The sequence below is a fragment of the Sinorhizobium sp. genome (assembly GCF_059070375.1).
This window is the reverse complement of the sequence record NZ_JCACWC010000002.1, coordinates 938,509-958,430: the sequence shown is the minus strand read 5'-3', so window position 1 is coordinate 958,430 and position 19,922 is coordinate 938,509. Positions and strand designations below refer to the sequence as shown.

At 59.5% G+C, this 19,922-nt stretch carries 15 protein-coding genes; 4 read left to right on the top strand and 11 right to left on the bottom strand.

Going from position 1 to position 19,922, the window contains the following annotated elements; all coding sequences use genetic code 11:
* The first annotated feature begins 33 nt into the window (after positions 1 to 33).
* Both AC5J09_RS09025 and AC5J09_RS09020 read left to right on the top strand, forming a co-directional pair.
* Complete coding sequence (locus AC5J09_RS09025) at positions 34 to 927, top strand: LysR family transcriptional regulator (protein ID WP_494297485.1); 894 nt, start codon at positions 34 to 36, stop codon at positions 925 to 927.
* Between the two features lie 149 nt (positions 928 to 1,076).
* A complete protein-coding gene (locus AC5J09_RS09020) occupies positions 1,077 to 2,207 on the top strand; it encodes a Fic family protein (protein WP_494297484.1) in 1,131 nt (376 codons plus the stop codon).
* 276 nt (positions 2,208 to 2,483) lie between these two features.
* Here the strand turns inward: AC5J09_RS09020 and AC5J09_RS09015 are convergent, their stop codons facing one another.
* From AC5J09_RS09015 to AC5J09_RS09000, 4 genes are all read right to left on the bottom strand, one after another.
* On the bottom strand, positions 2,484 to 3,218 hold the full coding sequence (locus AC5J09_RS09015) for a DUF6065 family protein (RefSeq protein ID WP_494297483.1): 735 nt from the start codon (positions 3,216 to 3,218) through the stop codon (positions 2,484 to 2,486).
* A gap of 54 nt (positions 3,219 to 3,272) precedes the next feature.
* Positions 3,273 to 6,272 carry an autotransporter family protein gene (locus AC5J09_RS09010; protein ID WP_494297672.1) on the bottom strand — a complete coding sequence of 1,000 codons (3,000 nt, stop codon included), beginning with the start codon at positions 6,270 to 6,272 and terminating at the stop codon, positions 3,273 to 3,275.
* Positions 6,273 to 6,911: 639 nt separating this feature from the next.
* Positions 6,912 to 7,133, bottom strand: a complete 222-nt coding sequence (locus AC5J09_RS09005; RefSeq protein ID WP_494297671.1) for a hypothetical protein — start codon at positions 7,131 to 7,133, stop codon at positions 6,912 to 6,914.
* A gap of 425 nt (positions 7,134 to 7,558) precedes the next feature.
* Entirely contained in the window at positions 7,559 to 7,843 is a 285-nt protein-coding gene (locus tag AC5J09_RS09000) for a hypothetical protein (protein ID WP_494297482.1), read from the bottom strand.
* 319 nt (positions 7,844 to 8,162) lie between these two features.
* On the opposite strand from AC5J09_RS09000, the gene AC5J09_RS08995 reads away from it, so the two are divergent.
* The gene (locus AC5J09_RS08995; protein ID WP_494297481.1) at positions 8,163 to 8,906 is read left to right on the top strand and encodes a hypothetical protein; all 744 of its coding nucleotides are present in this window, start codon (positions 8,163 to 8,165) and stop codon (positions 8,904 to 8,906) included.
* A gap of 55 nt (positions 8,907 to 8,961) precedes the next feature.
* Here AC5J09_RS08995 and AC5J09_RS08990 read toward each other — a convergent pair whose 3' ends face one another.
* From AC5J09_RS08990 to AC5J09_RS08975, 4 genes are read right to left on the bottom strand one after another with little or no spacing between them, the layout of a single operon-like run.
* Entirely contained in the window at positions 8,962 to 11,148 is a 2,187-nt protein-coding gene (locus tag AC5J09_RS08990) for a TniQ family protein (RefSeq protein ID WP_494297480.1), read from the bottom strand.
* Positions 11,138 to 12,118, bottom strand: a complete 981-nt coding sequence (locus AC5J09_RS08985) for an AAA family ATPase (protein WP_494297479.1) — start codon at positions 12,116 to 12,118, stop codon at positions 11,138 to 11,140. Before AC5J09_RS08985 ends, AC5J09_RS08990 begins: the two co-directional genes overlap by 11 nt.
* 16 nt (positions 12,119 to 12,134) lie before the next feature.
* Positions 12,135 to 14,405: a TnsB C-terminal domain-containing protein gene (locus AC5J09_RS08980; RefSeq protein WP_494297478.1), complete on the bottom strand. Its 2,271-nt coding sequence runs from the start codon at positions 14,403 to 14,405 to the stop codon at positions 12,135 to 12,137.
* On the bottom strand, positions 14,398 to 15,201 hold the full coding sequence (locus AC5J09_RS08975; RefSeq protein WP_494297477.1) for a hypothetical protein: 804 nt from the start codon (positions 15,199 to 15,201) through the stop codon (positions 14,398 to 14,400). Before AC5J09_RS08975 ends, AC5J09_RS08980 begins: the two co-directional genes overlap by 8 nt.
* A gap of 784 nt (positions 15,202 to 15,985) precedes the next feature.
* On the opposite strand from AC5J09_RS08975, the gene AC5J09_RS08970 reads away from it, so the two are divergent.
* Positions 15,986 to 16,981 (top strand): hypothetical protein, encoded by a 996-nt coding sequence (locus AC5J09_RS08970; RefSeq protein WP_494297476.1) that lies wholly within the window; start codon positions 15,986 to 15,988, stop codon positions 16,979 to 16,981.
* A gap of 50 nt (positions 16,982 to 17,031) precedes the next feature.
* Here AC5J09_RS08970 and AC5J09_RS08965 read toward each other — a convergent pair whose 3' ends face one another.
* The 3 genes from AC5J09_RS08965 to AC5J09_RS08955 are packed head-to-tail and all read right to left on the bottom strand — an operon-like array spanning position 17,032 to position 19,858.
* On the bottom strand, positions 17,032 to 17,355 hold the full coding sequence (locus AC5J09_RS08965) for a ubiquitination-like system serine protease family protein (protein WP_494297670.1): 324 nt from the start codon (positions 17,353 to 17,355) through the stop codon (positions 17,032 to 17,034).
* 5 nt (positions 17,356 to 17,360) lie between these two features.
* Positions 17,361 to 18,758 (bottom strand): ThiF family adenylyltransferase, encoded by a 1,398-nt coding sequence (locus AC5J09_RS08960; RefSeq protein WP_494297475.1) that lies wholly within the window; start codon positions 18,756 to 18,758, stop codon positions 17,361 to 17,363.
* Complete coding sequence (locus AC5J09_RS08955) at positions 18,755 to 19,858, bottom strand: multiubiquitin domain-containing protein (RefSeq protein WP_494297474.1); 1,104 nt, start codon at positions 19,856 to 19,858, stop codon at positions 18,755 to 18,757. Before AC5J09_RS08955 ends, AC5J09_RS08960 begins: the two co-directional genes overlap by 4 nt.
* Positions 19,859 to 19,922: the final 64 nt, after the last annotated feature.

Genomic DNA, 19,922 nt, shown 5'->3' with positions numbered 1-19,922 from the left:
GACAAGCTGTGTCGCGAAACGAGGAACGCCGGATTGGATATCGAGGATCTGCAGACATTCGTCGCAGTGGCCGATGCCGGGGGCGTATCGGCTGCCGCGCGCCGGCTCGGCGTCTCCAAATCGATCGTCAGTCGGCGGCTCATTCGGATTGAAGCGGAGCTTGGGGTCCAGCTTCTTGCACGAACGACCCGCGGCGCCGCGCTTACAGAAGCGGGAGTGACGTTCAGAGACCATGCGGCCCGAGCCAGCGCCGAGATCGATGCGGCCAGGGAAACGATCCTCCCCACCGGTGAGTTGCGTGGCCGCCTGAGGGTTGCCATGCCGCTTTCTTTCGGCCCGACCCACTTCGCCCCCGTGCTTGCGCAAATGGCGCAACAACACCCGCAACTGAACATCCATACCTCCTACAGCGACCGCTTCGTCGATCTCATCTCCGAAGGTTTCGATTGCGCGATCCGGGTTGGTTACCTTCAGGACTCCAACCTCATCGCGAAGCGCGTCGGGCCGATCTATGGAAAGCTTGTCGCAAGCCCGGCCTATATCGAAGCGCACGGTTCACCTGAGACGCCGGAGCAACTGGTCAACCATCAGGCCCTGATGCAGGGAACGGAAACCTGGCAGTTCATGGATGGCAGCAGGATTGTCACGGTTCAGCCGCAGGGCAGGTTCAAGGCCGACAACGCTACGGCCCTTGCCGCTGCCGCGGCGGCAGGACTCGGCATCGCCTGGCTCCCCGATTGCATCACACACCAGTATGTGGCCTCCGGCGCGCTCGTCCCGGTCATGAGACGCTACCCCCCACCTTCGGCAGGCGCGTATGTCGTCCGACCGCCGGGTCAGCACCCCGCCCGGAAAGTCCGTGTCCTCGTAGAAATGCTGATCGAGTACTTCGCACGAAATCCGGACGTTTGGGGCCTCGACCGTTAGAACACGAACGGGCGAAGCGCTTTGTCAATGAATTCGACGGTCGCTCTGCTGCGAGCTTCTTTACCGCCTAACACCGTTGAGCGATAGAATAGCTCGCTATCACTCAATATTGTTGATATTGTGAGTTATAAAAAGGCGCCCTATAACTCATGATCTGGAACTGGCAGCAGGTCGATTGGCCAAAACTCACGTTTGACGCGGCAGCGATTGAACCGCTCGAAAAGCAATTCCTGTTGCGCTCGGGCGAATTCCTTGGTGCGTATCGGCATATCCGACCGGATGAGCGAGACATGCTCCGCATCGAGCTTATCAGCGATGAAGCCTTGAAAACCTCGGAAATCGAGGGTGAGATGCTCAATCGCGACAGCCTGCAATCCTCACTCCGTAATCAATTTGGTCTCGGTATCGATGACCAGCATATTCCGCCGCAAGAGCGCGGTATCGCGGAAATGATGGTCGATCTCTATCAAGGTTTTGCCAATCCGCTTTCCGACGAGGCGCTTTTTGCCTGGCACAGGATGGTCATGGCCGGGGAGCGGCGCATTGAAACCATCGGGGCGTACCGCGCCCATAGCGACCCGATGCAGGTGATATCGGGTAGTATCGGCCGGCCCAAAATCCATTTTGAAGCACCGCCATCCAAACAGATACCAACCGAGATGGAGAGGTTCATTGCCTGGTTCAATCGGACGGCATCTGATGGGGATGCACCACTATCGCCTCTGATCCGCAGCGGGATGGCGCATATCTATTTCGAGAGCATTCATCCGTTCGAGGACGGCAATGGCCGAATAGGGCGTGCGCTCTCTGAAAAGGCTCTGGCGCAAAGCCTAGGGCAACCCAGCCTGATTTCTCTGGCCTTTACCATCGAGCGGAACCGAAAGCGTTATTACGATATGCTTGAGGCGAGTAACAAAGGCACAGAAATAACCGACTGGCTCGTCTATTTTGGGCAAACGGTTCTGGAAGCCCAACAGACCACGATGCGGCGGGTCAATTTCTACATTGCCAAAGCACATTTTTACGGGCGGCTTGGCGGCCAACTTAACGAGCGGCAAAGCAAAGCGATTGCCCGCATGTTCCGCGAGGGGATCAACGGTTTCAAGGGTGGGCTGAGCGCCGAAAATTATATCAGCATCACCAAGGCGTCACGCGCGACCGCCACGCGTGATCTGCACGAGTTGGTGGAAATCGGCGGACTGACCAGAACGGGAGAACGCCGCTACACGCGCTACCACCTCAATATCGATGCCGATAGTGAGGAGGTCGGCCCACGATGAGATCGTGTCCCGGGAGGTGGTGTAGGTGACGGCTTGGTCGCCGTGCTCTCAGGCACTGACCGGGGGCGGACGGCCTGCTTGATCGATTTTGTCGAAGCGGCTAGGGGGACATCGTGGCGAGGATGGCGCCCTGATGTTTGGTCATCGTGGAGTTGGACAGAATGTCTGTGCCCCAAGCTGTCTTGAGCCTGTACTTCTTCGCCAGCCCGTAGGCTGTGTCGGTGCCAGTGAACCCTCCCGTCGCTCTTCATTTTAGCGTAAATGCTTCCACCGTGCCTATCGTTTCGCCCTGAACGGCGCCAGCCGAAGCTTGCTTCGATGGTCGTCGGGCGCATCATCGCCGGACGGATACTTCCCTCGAAAATAGGTCTTCTGCCACTTCTTCCTCGCCGCCTCGGAATCCGGATTGGACAGCGCAGCGTTGAACTGGAAGCGGCCGGCCGCCCATGCCGCGTGTTCGGCCTCGAGCTCAGGGTTCTCCGAGAGCCTGGCGATCCGTGGATCGAGGTTTTCGAATTCCCGTCGCGCCACCGGAAAGACGTGGCAGAACGGTTCGCCTTCCTCGAAATGGACGCGCTGGGCCGCGCGGGTGAACTGCCAGTTCATCGTGAAGGTGTAGGGCGACCAGTCCGTTTCGACTATGCCCGTCAGCGGAGCGATCGCATCCTTCGGCCGGTTGATCGGGCCTGTCGCGAACATGTCGACGCCCGGATCGGTCCTGAACACGCATGGCACGTGAAAGGTGAGGATGCCCCCGCCGAAATGGCTTATCGCGGGCGCGTTGCCGGACTTGCATTTGATCCGGATCGCGTCCGCCGCCTTCCGGCCGTCCCACAGGGCCGAAAAGCTCGTCGGGCAGAGAATCTCCCAGCCATGCGCGTTGGCGATGTTGAGTGGCAGGCAGCGATAGGCGAAGCGCTGGTCGCTCGCATCCATCCAGTCGCGCTCGAGCGGCGCGGGCCGGATCAGCAGTTCGTGTCCGTCGATGACGTAGGCAGTGAGTTCCTTCATGGGAAGGAACCTATCATGACACACGCGCACCGATAACGCCTTCTGTCTCCGGATCTACCATCGGATTTTGAGCCCGATCTGACCGCCGATCGAGTCGTGATCGCTGTCTTCGACATCGAAGGAGTAGCTCACATCGCCGAATGCGACGACATTCTCACTAATCGAATAAGCCGCGCCTGCATTGAACTCCAGCAATGTCCCTTCGCTTTCTACAAATACTGGGAAGTTGTCGAATGAGACAGCGGATTCGTCTTGCGAAAATCCGTGCCAAAGATTGACTCCGAGGTGAGCAAGAAGCGCGCCGCTGTTGCGCTCGAGGCGCGCGCCAAGCCGCCCCGTCAACGAGTCGAACGCTTCATGGCTGATCTCGGCAAACCGGTCGCCGCCGTCGTCGAAATCGATCCGCTGCCAGATCAACTGCGCCTGCGGCTCGATCGTCCAGCCTTCGGCGAGGACGAAAGGCACACCTGTCTCGATCGACGCCCCAAAGCTATGGCCCTTGATGTCAGCGCCGATGTCGCGATTGGACTCGGTTGAACCGTTGAGCCAGCCGTATTTGGCCACGGCGTCCACATACCAGCCGTCGGGCGACAGGTGGGTCCAGTATGCAGCGATACTGTCCTCGGCCAAATCGAGGCTGCCTGCATCAAAGTCGAAGCGACCCAGAACATTGGCGCTGATGTCGCCGGATGCTTCGGCATGTGAGTAGAACAACCCGAAGCGGTCCACATGGCCGTTACCGTGCTCGATGCCGACGAGGTCGCTACCAATCTGCAATCCCCAATAATTGCCATCGAACGAGGGCGCGATATCGAAGCCGGCGACGGTCACCTTCGCGCCCGAGCTCAAATCGCTCTCCACACCGAACACGCGCGTCCAGGCAGCAGGCGATGGCAGGGGCTCATCCGACGGCACATCGGCGCCTTGCGGTTCCGGAACCCGATAGATCAGGGCGCCGTCGCCGATAAGCAGCGATTGATCGCCGCGCCGTTGATGGAACGTCCCGATCGTCAATAGCCCCATCCGCTCGGCCACGAGCGGCGCCATGACGTGTCCAGGAACTTCCGGCCTGACATTCGGCATTGGCCCCGGCCCCGGCGGCGGCGGCGGCGGTGGAGGCGGCGGCGGCGGCGGCGGTGGCGGTGGCGGTGGCGGCGGCGGCGGCGGTGGCGGCGGCGGCGGCGGCGGCGGCGGTGGAGGCGGCGGCGGCGGCGGCGGCGGCGGCGGTGGCGGCGGCGGCGGCGGCGGTGGAGGCGGCGGCGGCGGTGGCGGCGGCGGCGGTGGCGGCGGCGGCGGTGGAGGCGGCGGTGGCGGCGGCGGCGGTGGCGGCGGCGGCGGTGGAGGTGGTGGCGGTGGCGGCGGAGGTGGTGGCGACACCGTGTTGCGCAGGAACCAGTCGTCGTCGGTTTCCGAATTCGCGGTCAGGCCACCCCGATACAGATAATAATCGAATGCTCCGGCCGAAACAGGCGCGCCGAGGACGAAAGCCCCGGCCGTGGTGGTGCCACTGTTGATTGCGTCGACAACGAGTATGCCGTTTGCAACCGTAAGACCCCCGGGCCCGCCAACATTTGTGACAAAGAGATTGGTCGAGCCGCTTCCTTCCCCGCCGTCGATGACAAGTCGATCCGAGGGAGAGTCGTCGGATCCCAGGTAGGTCTGCAGGTAGAGGTTGCCCCCGTTGCCGACGTAGTCTCCCTGGACGACAAATCTGTCCGTAGCGTTTGAGTTGTTATTGGTAAGGTCGATCGTACCCCAATTGTTGACGGTCACGGACAGGACATCGGAGAACGACGCGACCGTATGCGTTCCGTTGCCGGCATACACGATGCTTGTTTCATCAATGGCAAGCGTGCCGGCACCGGTTCCTGCGTCGCCGAGTGTCAAAGTGGCGTAGTTTTCGAACGTCAGTTCGGAGCCGTCCTGCAGTTCGAACAGTTCCCAGTTGGTATAGCGGGCGACATCGCCGCCGACAGTCCCGGTCCACAGCAGCACGTCGTCCGACCCCGACCCGCCATTGACCGGAAGGCCTGTCTTCAGATTGGTCGGGGTGAGACCTATGAAGTGAGCGAAGTCGGTGCCGGCCCCCATATCCAGGCCGATGATTTCGCCGCCCGTCCAGACGACGTGGTCGTCGCCGTCCCCGCCCAGGACAGTGTTCGTGATCGAGCCGTCGCGGATAAACCCTTGGTCGTCACCCGAACCCAAGGTGACGTTTCCGTTGATCGTGCCGGCCAGCATATCGAACACGTCGTCGCCATTGCCCATGTCGACGGCATTGGAAATCGTGCCGCTGTTGACGAGGACGTCGTTCCCATTGCCCAGGGCCACGGCCTGGTTGACCTGACCGTTGTTGTAGACGAAGTCCCGCGCCTGGCCGTTGCTCGTGATACCCTGCATCACGCCGGTTCCACGGTTGATGACAAGGTTTTGCCCATCGCCGTTCAAGGTGATGGCGCTGTTGAATGTGCCGAAGTTGTCTACGAAGTTGCGCGGACCGGTAAGGCTGAACGTGCCGCTCACGGAACCGCCACCGCGGATGATGACGGAGTTCAGCTCCGTCGCGGTCATCGTTAGGCCGGCGTTGAATGTTCCCTGATCATCGACGAAGTTTCTGGCACCCTCAATGCTCGCCAGGCCGTTGACGCTCTTGCCGGCAAAGATGTTCAGCGTGTTCTGGCCGTTGCCGGTAATCGTTATGCCACCGCTGTTGAGCGCCCCGTTCTGGTTGATGACGATGATACCGTCGCCGGATCCCACGATGCCGGCATTGAGCGTTCCGTCATTGTTCAGCGTCTTGGAAAAACCGGCTACGCCGTTGAACACGACGGAAGACGTGCCCCCAACGGTGCCGAGATTGTTGACGAAGCTGTCGCCCGATCCCGAAACGTTGATTCCGGTGCCGGTGACCGACGCCCCGCTTTCGACATTGATCGTCACTGCCGTATTCGCCGGCGCCGTGTAACCGTCATTATCCGTGGCGGAACACGTCACCGTGCCGCCCGAGCCGGGATTCGGCGGTTCGCACGCGGCGAAGGCACGACCGCCGGCCACGCAGATCAACGCAATAGAAGCAACGGATTGAAGAAGCCGAGCACGAAGGCGCAGGCGATGCCGGCTTCCCTGCGGAACGGTCCCGGGACAGATTATTTCGAGGCGGGGGCCGGAAGCAATGGCTCGTCCATGCTGCGCTGGGCGAGTTCCGCAATCGGCTTTGGAACGAGCATAAAGGGGACGCCGTCGGTAGATCATAGTACCGCCTCTATAGTGCCGTTGCAGCTTTGTCGCGTTAAGGCACAATTTCTGTCAACGCCCTACCGATGGTAGCGATGAAGAAAGCGAAGCAACCGTGGCAAACGAGCAACATCCATTTTCCTCAGGCCCCCGCTGGGGCTTGCGATGAAGTGTCCCAGTTTGTTTTCTCGTTTAAACGTACCAGTGCGCAAGCTTGCGGGAGAGCCGATGCTTACGGCATCCCATCAATTCCCAATGGCGGATTTGCTTCTACAGCATGCGACATGGCCGCCAATCACGCGCGGGCTTTTCGTCACCCGTTGGATTCCTCCCACGCAGTAAAGTAAGGTGATACACGACTCGGGAAAATCTTCCCGTCGCCCTCGAACTCGTGTTCGGGGATGAGGGCGACTCTGCAACAGTGCTTGTTGCCGCGTTATCGTCTTGGAGCTCGATGGGTCAAATAATCCCGGGGAAGCCTGCTTCGGGCTGATCGTCGGGCTCAGGCAATGTCGGCGTTGGCTCGATAGGCCGTGTCGCTAAAGCTTTGAGGTCCTCGGAGAGGCCGGCAAGCTGCGCCGCAAAGTCCAGAAGATTTGAATCCGCGCACCGTGCCGCGATTTCTGAGAGGGCAGAAGCCGGCTCTATTCCGCCGGCGCTTTTCGCTTCTCTATCGTCCATGTCCAAGTCCCTTTCCATCGATGTGGATCAATGGCGAGGCCCGACAAGGGTTGCGGCCGGTGACGAGCCTCCCGGCCGCCTACGAGGGGCGAGACGACCACTTTCAGTTTAGGCCTGAACACTGCGAGCCGCCATTAACCAGTGCGGCTTAGCCCGCCTGACTCTTCCCAACGACAATCAGGAGACTTCAATGAGCGCCATCACCGCTCAGTCGCTCATTTTCGGGGCGTTCCCAGAGAAAGTTTAGAGATCGCCATCCCAGTTCTCCGCTCCAGATGGAGCCATCCCATCGATCGCCGATGAGGAAGCATCAGCAACCGGCAATATCCTCACCTCAAAGCGTCCGAAGGTCGATCTGGACAACTGCGCCGACCTTCTTCGCGGCCCGAAAGATCCGCTCCAGGTCGGCTTGTCTGAAGGCGCCCCTACTCATTACGCTTCAGTGCCGCCAGCCTCAGGCGGACTGCCTCTTTCGCAGTGATGCCTTGCGGCGGCCTTGCCGAGCTCACCGGAGAGGGTAGCGTACACCGCGCGATCATCCGCTTGATCGCATTCCTCGCGACGAAGTTTTTGTTCGCAATCCGGATGATTTCGAGATTTCCCTTGCGGGCTTCCGTGCGCAGGGCGGATTTGGTGAGTTCTCCGCGAAAGAACAGCTTCGCAGCCTTTGAGAGGGAAACGAGTTCATCGTCTCCGATGTCGTCAGACATGTGCTTGTTCTCAGGTGATCGGCGCTTCCTATATGCTTCCTGCGCCTGATCCAAATCATTCATATTTTTCGGTAAGACACTGTCTGGACCGCCACATAAGCGCGGATTCCGGTGCGTTGAAATTACACGCTTATTCGTCGTTCTTCGATTGCATAAACTCGGACTTAGAAGCCATAAGTGCGGATTCGAGATCCCGTTTCCGGCATAAATGTGGATTCCGAATTCAGGCCTCTAACAGCTCAAGATGCGGGATCGGTTCATGTATTAGCGAGCGCAACTAGCGACTCGTCAAGAAGGTATTTTGAAAGGTAGAATTGCCATGTTTACGTCGGACTTTCTCACAGCACTCGGACGATGGCTGCGCGGATGGAACCAGGATCCGGCGCTTAGGGATGAAATTGCAGAGATCCTGATCGCGAGATCTCGTGATCTGCCTTTGCGGTTCCGGCAACACGATGGTACTCCGCTCTATCGCAAGCGGCATCTTTACAACGTTCCGGGTAAAGAAGAATTGCTGCCTCTCTTTCTCGATGGAGTCCTCCACGAGGGGCCAGCCACGAGCTGGACGAGGAACCGCAATATAGCCGAAATGTTCGACCGGATATTCGATGACACCAATCCACAGTCAGTCGCGGGTGCGGTTTTTCGCCATGTCCCTGTTGAGCAGGAAGTAGTGTTGAACATCCACAGCCTATGGCAGGATCGAGACTTCTTGGCGGCCGTCGCTTATCATGTTGGCAATGGAAGGCCGGAGGCGGCGGCTCTCCAAAACTTCGGAAAGAACCAGCAGGAAGAAGTCATTCTCAATGCACCCCTGAGACGAGACGAAATCTTGCTCCTTAGCAGGGTAAGCACCTTCGAGAGTCTTGCCGCCGACACTGGCGCTGTTACGCCCGCAGGCCAGGATGCACTTCAGGATCTCTTGCTTGCAGCCAACGTACATCCGGAGGATCCGAGGTTCCTGAATGAAGGAGCCACCCAACGTGTCATCGAAAACCTTCTCATGAAAGTCGATGAAAGGATCCAAAAGGCGAAGGCAGACGGCAGCTACATCAACAAATGAAAGATGCAGCCGGGATCGCTCCCGGCTGTTCGCTCTCAGTCTGACACGCACAAAATCAGGGCATCTGATACCGAAAGTGGTTCGTCACTTCGCCGATTTCCCTGGTGATGACGTCGATGTCGTTGCGGGAAGATGCCCTGACCGTCGCAGTCAGCCATTTTTCGCCCGACTCCCACTGAAACGACGACAGGATTTCTCGCATCCTGTCTCCGTGTTCTTGGTAGATCTTCCACATTCGCGTGGATTGATTGGCTCTGAAGACGATCTTGAAGACGAGCGATTCATTCTCGATGGTGACACGAAACACCCATTTCCGGCTCGTGGTGTAGATCTTCGTGCTTCCGTCGCCGGGGACGTGCGGGATCATCGATGACGGGCAGTTCTTTCCGGCAAGATCCACGAAATCGCGCCACATTTCGAGTCCTCTCGGCGTGATCTGCCGTAAAGGGCCAATCCTTTCCGATAGGCCGGCTCTTCTAACGATCAGCGCCTGAACGGCTTCGTATGAGAATTCGCGGGTGAGTGCGAGATCCTGCGCTATCAGGACATTCACACGCAACTGAGTCTCGTCAGCGTTTAGATATTGCACGACGTTCACGAACTCGCGGTGGAAAGCGACCGCGCTATCCCGATCAAGGAGTATGTCAGACATGATGTGCGCGCGGACATATCCTGTCGATACAAGATGTGAAATGCCACGCGATGCGATGCCCGTCATGGCGGTGAACTCGGCTTTAAGCATCGCGTTCCCAGGGATAGGCCTGCGTCCGATCTCGGCAGCAAGGCCCCGCGGTTTGGCGAACTGCCGCCGGAACCTGAGCGAGGCGAAGCCCCGCCCCGATCCATCCTGGAAGCACTCGACTTTCCCTGCGAGCACCTCTGCCATGATGTGCGCCATGGACTTGAGCGCGTATTTCCGGAATTTCTCAATCCCGATGACCTGCATTCCCTCGGGGACCCCTGGGAACGCGGTAAGGCGTTGAACAATCCTGTCTACTTCACTCTTGAAATAATGCCTTACCATCCTCGGCCCCCGTCGAAGAGAGACGCATCCGGACCAGCCGGCGGTCGCGGCCAGATGTCGCGCGAGGAGGTTCGCTTCGGAAGCCGTGCAGCCAAGCTGGTTCGATGCAACCTCCAGCGAAACCAGGTCAACCAACTCCCGACGAACCCGATCGACTATTTCGGGCGTGAAGTGCAGCGTACCCTTGTCCGTCCTTTCCGGCGTGATGCACAGTTTTGTCAGTATTTCGTGCAGTCCCTTGGCTGTCATGCTGAACGACGAATGGACCTGCCGGAAGGTTGGAAGCTGGCCAAGTCCCTCTCGGGAAATGACCGCCCTCGGAAGGCTGCCATGTCGCGAGCACGCCCGTAGCTGGGCGGTAGCCACAAGGTCGGGAAGGTTGCCCTCGGTGAACAGCTTGTGGCACATATTCCTGCCATGTCCGAAGACCGCTGTCGCGGCGCCTCGGTGGAGGTCGTCGGTCGAGACGTTTTCGATTATCCATTCGGAAAGGCGGTCCTCGAGGTGGACCATGTCCCTCGACATCGCCTCGAAGCCGAGAATGTTGTCTCCAAGCGATTCGCAAGGGAGCTTGGACGACCGTGGATTCCCGAGGAGGCGCCCCATCTTCGGGACGAACTTCAACACCATGTTCAGGCTCTCGCCGTCCAGCAGAGGTCTTTCCGTGGATCTCTCCACGACACCGAGCCGCTCGAGGACGTACCCCTCCAAGGACGATCGCCCTGTCTCGGAGAGCGAGGGGAGTGGAGAAAGACCACCCCTGACGAAACCATAGAACGGCGAATGCCGGCCACGATAAGGGCGGGTGAGTTCGATATCGTGAACGGGGCAGATCTCGAAACCTTTCAGATCCCACCACACCCTGTGGTAGGGAGCATCCTCGACGCATTGGCTGCAGAACCGCCCATGCCTCACAAACCGCCACCGAGAAATCGCCAGCCTGTTCAGCGTCCAGTTCTTTCCCTCGTCGATCGGTGTCCAGCAAACCAGCGACTCCTTTTCTGCCGCCGTCAGGGGAAGCCGGAGAACTTCCTCAAGCATCCGGGCGATCGGCTCGCCAGTGTTCGCCAAACCCCACAGCGCCATGTATCTTTCGGGAAGGCACTCCGCGTTGTCGCGTACCAACCTAGTGAAGTAGGTTTCGGCGGATTCGCCATGATGGGGACGAACTCTCCATGACGAGAAAATGCGGTCGGTGCGAAACAGATCATGCAGCATCCCGGAATCCTCCGAAGTAATCATGATCGTCGCCCTTCCGGCGACGGGTGGCGACGGCTTCCCGGAAGTGTTCGATCATGATCATCGATGTCCCCTGGTTGATCGCCTTAAAGGCCGCGGGCCGGACAAGATTCATCACGCGTCCGATCATGCCGTTGGAGTATCGGTACATCTCACGCGCGATGTATGGGTTATCGAGGCCACTGAGGTTCGCGAACGGGAGGCGCCTGTCAATCGCGCCGAGCAGCTTCTCAAACCGCTTCATGTCCGCCTTTCCTGCCGACAGGGATTTCAGGACATGGGAGTTGTAGCCGCGGTTGACGAAGGCATCGATCGAGTTGACGTAGTCATCCACCCGCTCTTCGCCCACCAGCATGATGCTCAAAGAGTTGTAATCAACGATCGTCTTGATGAGCTTGAACATGTTGGCTGCCGTCTTCGACGTCCGCTCGAAGAACAGGTATTGGGCATCATCGATGATGAGGAGTTCCGTCCGCACCTTGAGGAGGCGAAGCAGGGCGTTGTTCACGTATGCACCAACGCCGCCGTGCATCCTGGCGTACCGCGCGGCCGTGAGCCGATTGAGTTCATGGGCGAACTCGACGGGAGACATGTTAATGCTGGCAGTCATGTGGATGACGGGAAAGATCTCTCCTTCCTCGTCGTAGGTCGCCGGGTGCATGGCGGAGTAAAAGCTGCAGACCGCGGTCTTGCCCGTGCGGGACTCACCCAGCATGGCCCCTACTGCGCCGGTAGAATGAGTGCCTCCCGCCACTGGGTAGTGGTTCTCGGACATGACAGCGTAGCCCTCATTGAAGACGGGGTATTTGACGATCAGGTTCTTGATCATCCACTGCCGCCGCGCGGCGGGAAGCCTTGATGCCGCGACCCGATCCTGATCGGTCTCGAACGCCTCGGTGTGGAAACGGACACTGGCATTTGACTGGTTGTTGGTTTCGATATTGGTCATGGGGTCAACTCCTTACTCAAAGATCCCAGTCTGCGATGTCATCCGGCACGCCATCGTCGAACTTGTCTAACGTCGGGGCTGGGCTCGGCTCACCCGTCACCGCGCGGATGGCGACGGCCTTCGGCTGCGCGCCCAGCACTTCTTCTCTCGTGGTCGGCATAACACCGACAGCGCGGCTGCTGATGCGGGGCGGCGGGTTGCGCTCAGGCATGGAAGCGAAATCGAGGCGGCCACCGGAGTATTCGACACGTCCCATCTCAACGATCCGCGAGCGGGCGGCCTTGCGGACATTGGCATCGTAGAAGCGAGCCAGCAGTGTCGCAGTGCGATGCTTTTTCCGCTGGGCGTGAAGATCGACGAGCGCGGCCTCCATTTCCTGCTGGGCCTGCCGAAGCATGATGTCTCGGTCGGCCTTCTTTGCCTGCTCACGCTTGTACTTCACGATGGCGCGGTGGACGTGAAGCTTCATGCCTTTCGCGTACCCGGCGTCCGCATCGCATGCCGGAGCTTTGATCCAGCGAGGCGGCTTGGAATACGGGTCTTCGATGTCGATGCTGCCGAGGTCACCGGGATCCCGGCGGGCATTGTATTTACGCCCAGTCTTATGACCGGGGTTTGTTGTCAGCACCATCAGCTCCGGGCAGGCATAGGTGATGTATTCCCAACGAGCGCCCGTAGCCCCCAGGGTGACGGTGCCGACATCACCCGCGAGACGGGTGAAGATGTCAGGATCGATCAGGGGTGCCTGGGGCGCGTTCTTGATGTTGTTCGCCCACAGGTCGGCGGGAATGCCCTTCAATGTCGCCAGCTCATCAAGCCCCTGCGTGGGCTGGTGATGGTGGATGTACGCGAAGTAGTAGTCGAGATATCCCTTGAGCTCCTGAAGGTTCAGGACGGGCCGAGCCATGTCCTTGTCGTCATCAAAGTCGTTGCGATCGTCGGGATCACTCATGGTGGCTCCTGGGACGCGATGCACGATCTTCTGGCTGAGGATGCCGAACAGCCGCTCAAGCGCTCCTTTTTCCCACGGCCGGCCGGGCCGATATGCTACAGGAATGAATCCTAGCTCCTGGGCGGCTGCGCGGGCATTGAGGCCGATGAGATGCTTTGCGTTGTCGACGCCGAGGGCTAGGGAGCGGCCCCACCATGGATAGCTGAAGCCACCCATGGTTTCAGGGTCCTTCTCGAACATCATGTGGCGCAAGCCGTCCAAAAACGTCTGATAGCTCGGGGCGCCGAACGTAATGGCATATCCGACGATGATGCCACTGAAACGGTCCCGGAAGACGATGATGTCCGGCCTGCCATATGCGATAGGGAATTCGGCGTCGTATACAACGCAGTCCATCGTCGAATGGTCCACGTCAACAATGTGAAGAGGCGCCTCGGGCCGCACCTGTTTGATCGCGTACATGTGCACGCGTTCTGCGTAATCGGGACCGTGTTCGAGGAAGTCCCGGACGAACTGGTTCATAGAACCTAGGACGCGCTGGATCTTTTTCTCCGGAATATGGCACAGACCGTCATCATCGACGATTTGACTACGGAGGTGGAAGTACATCCCTCCGGGCTTGGCCCACCTTTCAAGGATGGCTCGCATGCTCTTCCAGTCGCCGCGCGACGAAACAGCCTCCTGGGCAGCATCCGCGATGGCTTCAGCGATCGCACGCCCGTAACGGGGCGTGCGGTTTCCTTTTGCGGCGTCGTTGTCTGCGAAGCTGACGAGGCGGTCGTACTGGTTGCCGGTCCGCGCGATCTTGATGATTTTGTACCATCCGGAACGTCCGGGAGGATCATCATCGCCGATCTGCTCCGCGACGGCTCTTACGATACTGGCTTTCTGCTCGTCTGTTAGGGCCCAGACATTGTTTACCCGCATGAACTCTTCGAAGCCGTCGGCGTAGGCAAGTTTCTTGCGCGCCTTCTTCTGCTGCTTCGGTGTCAAGTTGTAGCTCGATCCAGGAACGTTGCGAGGCCCGTCCCCAGGTCCCAGTACTGGACGGATCCTTCCTGCCCGCACGAGCTTGTTGATCTGCCAGTCCGATAGGAAGATCTGGTCGTTGGTGCCGATATGTACGAACTGGTACTGCGCAGTAGAGTCCCGCGTCGCCTGGATAACTGCAACGTAGGAGAATAGGCCGTACTTTGTTCTCGGAGGATTTAGGAGCATGAAGTTTTCGCGCTCCTTGAAGCTCCACGCCTGCGAAGGGGGGGCATCCTCGCGATCGGCCGGAAGTTCCAGCTCGTGGTGGGTCTTGATTTTGCTCCAGATGATGTCGTCACGCATGAGCCAGCTCCTTTCGTGCGACCGTGGTCGAAGGGGAGAAGCGCTTGGTGAGGTCGACGTCGAGTTCGCCGGCCATCGCCAATTGCATCACGGCTGTGAACACTGGGCTGCATTCAGTTACGTGGCGGGCAGCGGACTCGTCCTCGTCGCTCCACCTCGCAATGATGGCGTTCGAAGGCATCGTGCGCACGAGATCCTCCATCGTTGCAGGATACGAAGTGTCGCGCAGGGCTTGTCTGATCTGCGCCATCCCATTGAGGTCGTGGCCCGATGACTTGTGCATCCACATGAGTTTCAGGTTGTTGAGGAGTGGCTGCAGGCGGATCGAGGTTTCATCCAGGAGGAGGTAACGAGCCCCGAGCTTGTCATAGTGAGCCGTCAGCGCCTCTCTTCGACGCTGGATCCATGGAATGTCCTGCTGAACATTCCATGGCACAACATCGATCACGAATACGCGCCCGTCACGACGAAGGGCGGCGAGATCCGGAATGTGCTCCTTGGTGAGAACGGTGCCGTCCAGCCGACGCACATGATAGTTCGTCTTGATCGGAAATTCCGCGACGACCCGGATCGCCGGATCGGTGTCGAGATGGATCAAGAGATCCGCCATGAGCGGCTCTCGCGTCCTAACGCGCCCACGGACGTTTTTGCTGGTCGGAAACCATCCCGGCAGCGTACGGTACCTGCTGCCCGGCTTGATCTCGCGTTGGGGCTCATTGTTGGGGCCGAACACGTCGAGCCAGAAGGCTTCATTGGAGAGTTGAGTCTCGAAATCGTGGCGGGGATGCTCATGCATTCCTTGTTTCCTTCTTGATGAGGATCTGTGGACGGGACTTCGTCTTTGCTCGTCTGGCTATTCGTCTCCGGGCCTTCTCGAATTCGGCCTCGAACCACTCTTCGACTTCTCCGACTGTCATCGTCGATGAGAGCACCTTGGGTTTTCTGGTAATCTTGCATGTGGACATAGCTTCTCCGTTCATGCCGAGACGGGGGCGCCATCGGCATGTTGAATGAGTTGTTGTGTCTGACTGCCGTCTCCCGGGATGCCCTGGAGACAGCCTTACGAGAACACAGATCTTCTAAAAAGCAATCCACCGCTCATGCAGGCGCTTCTACGAATCCTTTGATTACGTTCGATAAATCGCCGCAAGGCGTGCGATTTCCACGCCAAGGACTCGTCCCGGAGTCTTGCTCGAATTGTCTCGCCAAGTATTCCCCGATAGCATCTCAAAATCAGCGAATTCTGATGCGGAAGATCAACTGCAACAGATACTCAAGACGCGAACCAGGGCTGCGATCGGCGTCGCAGGATTCGATTCAGAGGATTAAGTCCTTGGGGATTGCGCGTGCGGCATCGCGCCCGTTCGGTGGGCGATGGTGCACGTCTTCAGCGACGACCTATTCGTATTCGCATTACCATCGTGGCGCCTCCATCATGGAGCGGTAGTCGTTCGTGGTTACGCGCATATGTTCCTGGTTTGTTCGTTTTGTCAATAGTGACCGGTATCTGGATACCGGTCCGTTGGCGCCATCCTCTTTCCGGGATAGCGTCGCGCGAGCGATGGTGGAGAATCGGCGGCGTGACGGACTACGGCGACAAAGGCTATGAAATAGACGGTCTTCCAGTCTGGTATCATCCGTACAGGTTCGATGCCTGGTTCGCGCTCGGCGACATCCAGCGGGCGAACCTCCGCAAGCGTATACGGGAATACCTCGAGTTCACAGCGACCCCCGACCTGGAGGCCATGACCGAGAAGCTCTATAAAGAGCAGGCGTATGCCGACCGCCGAAAAAGGGGCAGCGAGTACGGGCCGATGTTCCTGAGAGACATCCGAAACCACCATATCGAGAACGATGGCATCGTGTTCGATATGGCGAACCTGGGGCCGCACCTTGAAGCGACCTGGTTCGACGGCGTGACACTTCGCAATGTTTTCCCATACCGAACAGGCATCTATGTGCATGTCGGGGAGACGCTGGAGGACGACCCCGACAATCCGGCGGCGCTGATCGAAGGCTTCTACATCACGCATACCGATAGTCCCGTCCGCGGATGGCTCATGACCTTCGTAACCAACTATCCGCAGTGGGACCAGCGCGAGCAGCACATGCCGGGCCAGACGAGGGCGAACTTCAACCGCTTCTTCGCCTTCACCATCCCCGAGGACGCCGACGTGGCGAAGCTGAACTACAAGAAGATGGAGATCATCGGAGACAAGGCCCTGGCGAGGAAGGCCAGCCTCTGGCATCTGGCGCGGCTTGCGACGAACGCGATGCTGTACCTGTCGCGTGCCCGGCCCGATCTGCAAGGGACGATGTCGTCCCTCCGTGTCGAGACTGAAGGAACGAAACGAACAACGATTTACGAATGCGGATGCGACGAAGTCGACTGGAACATCGACTGGTCGAACACGACCCTTGTCCCCGGCCGATGGATCATCGACGATCCCGGCGGCGAGGGGGAGTTCATGGTGACCCGCTGGGTACCGCCGAAAGTTGTGTGGCCCGAGAACAGGGATGCCTACCTGCGGAATGGCGGCAAGGTGCTGGAGTTCAGAGCGAAACTGAAACACTGACATGTGCCAGTGTGCAGTGGCTTGGTTCTACTGATTGGCGCGTACGCAGTTTAATCGCACCAAAGGATTCGCCCCTCGCGAACCCAGAAGTGAGACCTGCATCCTGACTTTCGCCAGACTGATGGGTGGAGCGATGGCTCACCGGCCTTATTGACGCTGACGTCCCAGCGGGGCCTAGCCTCCTTCAGGATCATCAGTTCGATCCCTTCTCCGCAACCGCACGGGCACCGCATGCCGATACTCCAATCATCGCCGTCATCTCGCGTGAGAACCAGGTCGCGAGAGGGAAGATCAGACGGAAGTGTGTCGCCCTCGATGACCAGCAGTCGGCGAGCGGGGCCGTACTTGCCCCACAGTCTCCGAAACCATCTCATGATCCTCATGCGGCAACCTTCCTTGGCTTGCGAAACAGCGGCAGCCCGAGCAGTGGCTCGGCGGCTCCACGACCAAGCAGCGCGTTCTCACTCCGATCGAAGTCGTCCTCCGTGTGATGATCTTCGTCGCAGGCCGCGAGGCTGAACGAGACCCGGGCGTAGTTCCGGTTCGGCTCCTGGCGGTAGGGATACGCCCGCGCGATGAATTCGTTCATCATGGCAGATGCCGCCCGCATGTTGAGCGTTATCACCGACGGCGCCTCTTCAAGGATGCCCTTGATATAGCCTGCCTCGAGCTCGGCACGGAAGGTGTCCGGGTCGGTGCGGTACAGGTATTCGGCGCGCAGGCTTTCCTGTGTGTAGACCCCGCGGTCGGCGAGCGTGGAGCCGCCAGGCTGGACGTAGTCGATCCGGCCGCTAACATCGGCGATGGCGACAATGCCGCCGTCGAGGAACGTCGGTATCGTGACGCCCACGTCGAACAGCGGAATGACGAATGCGGAAGCGATCAGGTCGGCATACTGTCGGCCCTCCTTGCTGTCGACGCAGCAGAAGATCACGTCGCACTGGCCGACGGCCTCGATCGCTTCACGCGTCCCAAGTGTGTCAGCGATGGAAACCGCTACACCATCACCGCGATGCTCCCGAATGGCTTGCGAGAACATGTCGACCTTGAGCCGACCGCGCGCCGCATCCGTCGAAGTCGAATTGAGGATACGGTTGAGGTTCTTCTTCTCGATCTTGTCGGGATCGACGAGCGTCACCGAGCCGAAGCCGAGCCGAGCCGCCACTTCAGCACCGATGGAGCCGGTGCCGGAAACACCGATCACGGCAGCGGACAACCGGCCGAGTTCCCCGGTCATCGCGCCGGTGAAGGGAAGCGGCCGACCAGCCGGGACGGCGTCCACGATGCCGTCGTTCCACCAGTAAACGATGTCATCGCCGGCGATTGTCACGAGATCGACGGGGCGCGATTCCATGTCGGGTGAATAGAGACGGACACGGATTGCGCCTTCAGGGGTCATAATAGCCGAACCGTGGCATTGTCCGAACGCCTGAAACAGGCCCGGAAATACACGGTGGTCGCTCTCATTGTCGACATGCGAGAACTGCAACCAGCCGCCCGGATGCGAGTGCAGGAGAATGATGACGAGTCCTCCCGGCTCTGCGATATCGATCGCGTCCTCGATATAGGCACCGGGCCAGACGAGCGCGTCCGGCTTGCGCAGGGGACAGGCATCGTGCGGAACCAGGATGGCCTGCCGCACGACCAGGCGCTCACGGGGGCCGGGCGAGGGGGCGCAGATCAGGATTGCAGCCGCCTCATTCCCGTCGGACAGAAGATGGCCCTTGAGAACCGAATGCGTGGCGCCGGCCATCGCCAGAGTGCTTGCGGGCATCATTCGCCAACCTCCTTGGCAAGAGACGATTCGACCAGAGCCAGGTGGGAGACGACGTTGTCGCATTGCGGATTCCACGGAACGACCGAGCCGCGATGGCGCGACCAGCGCTGGAAGGGAAGTCCACCAATGCTCTGGGTCGCCTCCGTGGCCGGGATCGAACCACCCGCCTTTCGCTGAAGCGGCGGGTAGGCATAGAACATGTCGATTTCGGTCTGGGGGTAGGTCGGAGGGATCATCAGCGCCATCGTGGTCGTCTCGGCGGTGTAACCGTCGGGAACAGGGTAATCGCGAATGATCAGCCAGCGGTGTCCGTCGCTGTTCCTCGTTTCCCACTGAATGCCGAGGCCGTCGAGGTAGGTTTCGTCAACCTCGAGAAGTGCGAAGTCACGGGAAGGCGCTGCGCGCGCCTCGCCGTTGCTCACGTCCTTTGCGGTCAGGCGGATCTTCTCGATCCCCGGCGCGCGCAGGTCGATCTCGTCGCCAACCGAAAGCTGACGCTTGGGCTGGCCTGCGACCTTCAGGATAATGATCCAGGCGTTAGGATCGAATCCTGCACGGGTGAGCGCGTCCACGACCGAAATCATGGGTGCCGTTGAGACGATCTTCTTGCCCTGCACGTTCAGTTCCCACACCTGGGGCTTGGCGCTGCGGAACTGTTCGATGCCATCCTTCTTGATCTTGATGACGTCGTCGTCGCCGACGAGGCGGTCAGGCTCGTCCGTGCGCTCGAGATAGACGGTGAGTTCCGCAGGGATGCGTCCCAGCTTGCGAACGACGGCACCGGCGATTTCGTCCGCAGGCCAGTCGAAGGATTCACCCTCGATTGCGATGCGGTTGGTGCCATCGCTCACAGCGACGATGAACTTTGCGCCGTTACCGAGATCCGCTTCTTCCTGCGCACGGATTTCCTCGAGATCGCCGTCATCGCGCCACTGCAGGACGTACGGATACTGGTCCGCGACGAAGCCGGCGACCTTCGCGATCTTGCCACCAGTGGGCGTACGGGTATCCAGCGCAAAAGCGTGGAAGTTGAGGTCGAGCCCCGCGATTTCGATGTTGGTGTTCTTGCCGCGGTCAGTTTCCTGATGTTCGATAGTCATGGTCTTTGATTCCTAGCTGACAGAGTTTGGGAGGACACGTTCGTCCACATTGGTTGCGTGCAAC

What these genes read in the sequence shown, in the direction of transcription:
- AC5J09_RS09015 (WP_494297483.1), bottom strand. Translation starts at nt 3,218, where the DNA reads ATGAAGGAACTCACTGCCTACGTCATCGACGGACACGAACTGCTGATC.
- AC5J09_RS09020 (WP_494297484.1), top strand. Translation starts at nt 1,077, where the DNA reads ATGATCTGGAACTGGCAGCAGGTCGATTGGCCAAAACTCACGTTTGAC.
- AC5J09_RS09000 (WP_494297482.1), bottom strand. Translation starts at nt 7,843, where the DNA reads ATGTCTGACGACATCGGAGACGATGAACTCGTTTCCCTCTCAAAGGCT.
- AC5J09_RS08980 (WP_494297478.1), bottom strand. Translation starts at nt 14,405, where the DNA reads ATGCGTGACGACATCATCTGGAGCAAAATCAAGACCCACCACGAGCTG.
- AC5J09_RS08985 (WP_494297479.1), bottom strand. Translation starts at nt 12,118, where the DNA reads ATGACCAATATCGAAACCAACAACCAGTCAAATGCCAGTGTCCGTTTC.
- AC5J09_RS09005 (WP_494297671.1), bottom strand. Translation starts at nt 7,133, where the DNA reads ATGGACGATAGAGAAGCGAAAAGCGCCGGCGGAATAGAGCCGGCTTCT.
- AC5J09_RS08975 (WP_494297477.1), bottom strand. Translation starts at nt 15,201, where the DNA reads ATGCATGAGCATCCCCGCCACGATTTCGAGACTCAACTCTCCAATGAA.
- AC5J09_RS08960 (WP_494297475.1), bottom strand. Translation starts at nt 18,758, where the DNA reads ATGATGCCCGCAAGCACTCTGGCGATGGCCGGCGCCACGCATTCGGTT.
- AC5J09_RS08955 (WP_494297474.1), bottom strand. Translation starts at nt 19,858, where the DNA reads ATGACTATCGAACATCAGGAAACTGACCGCGGCAAGAACACCAACATC.
- AC5J09_RS08995 (WP_494297481.1), top strand. Translation starts at nt 8,163, where the DNA reads ATGTTTACGTCGGACTTTCTCACAGCACTCGGACGATGGCTGCGCGGA.
- AC5J09_RS08965 (WP_494297670.1), bottom strand. Translation starts at nt 17,355, where the DNA reads ATGAGATGGTTTCGGAGACTGTGGGGCAAGTACGGCCCCGCTCGCCGA.
- AC5J09_RS08990 (WP_494297480.1), bottom strand. Translation starts at nt 11,148, where the DNA reads ATGCTGCATGATCTGTTTCGCACCGACCGCATTTTCTCGTCATGGAGA.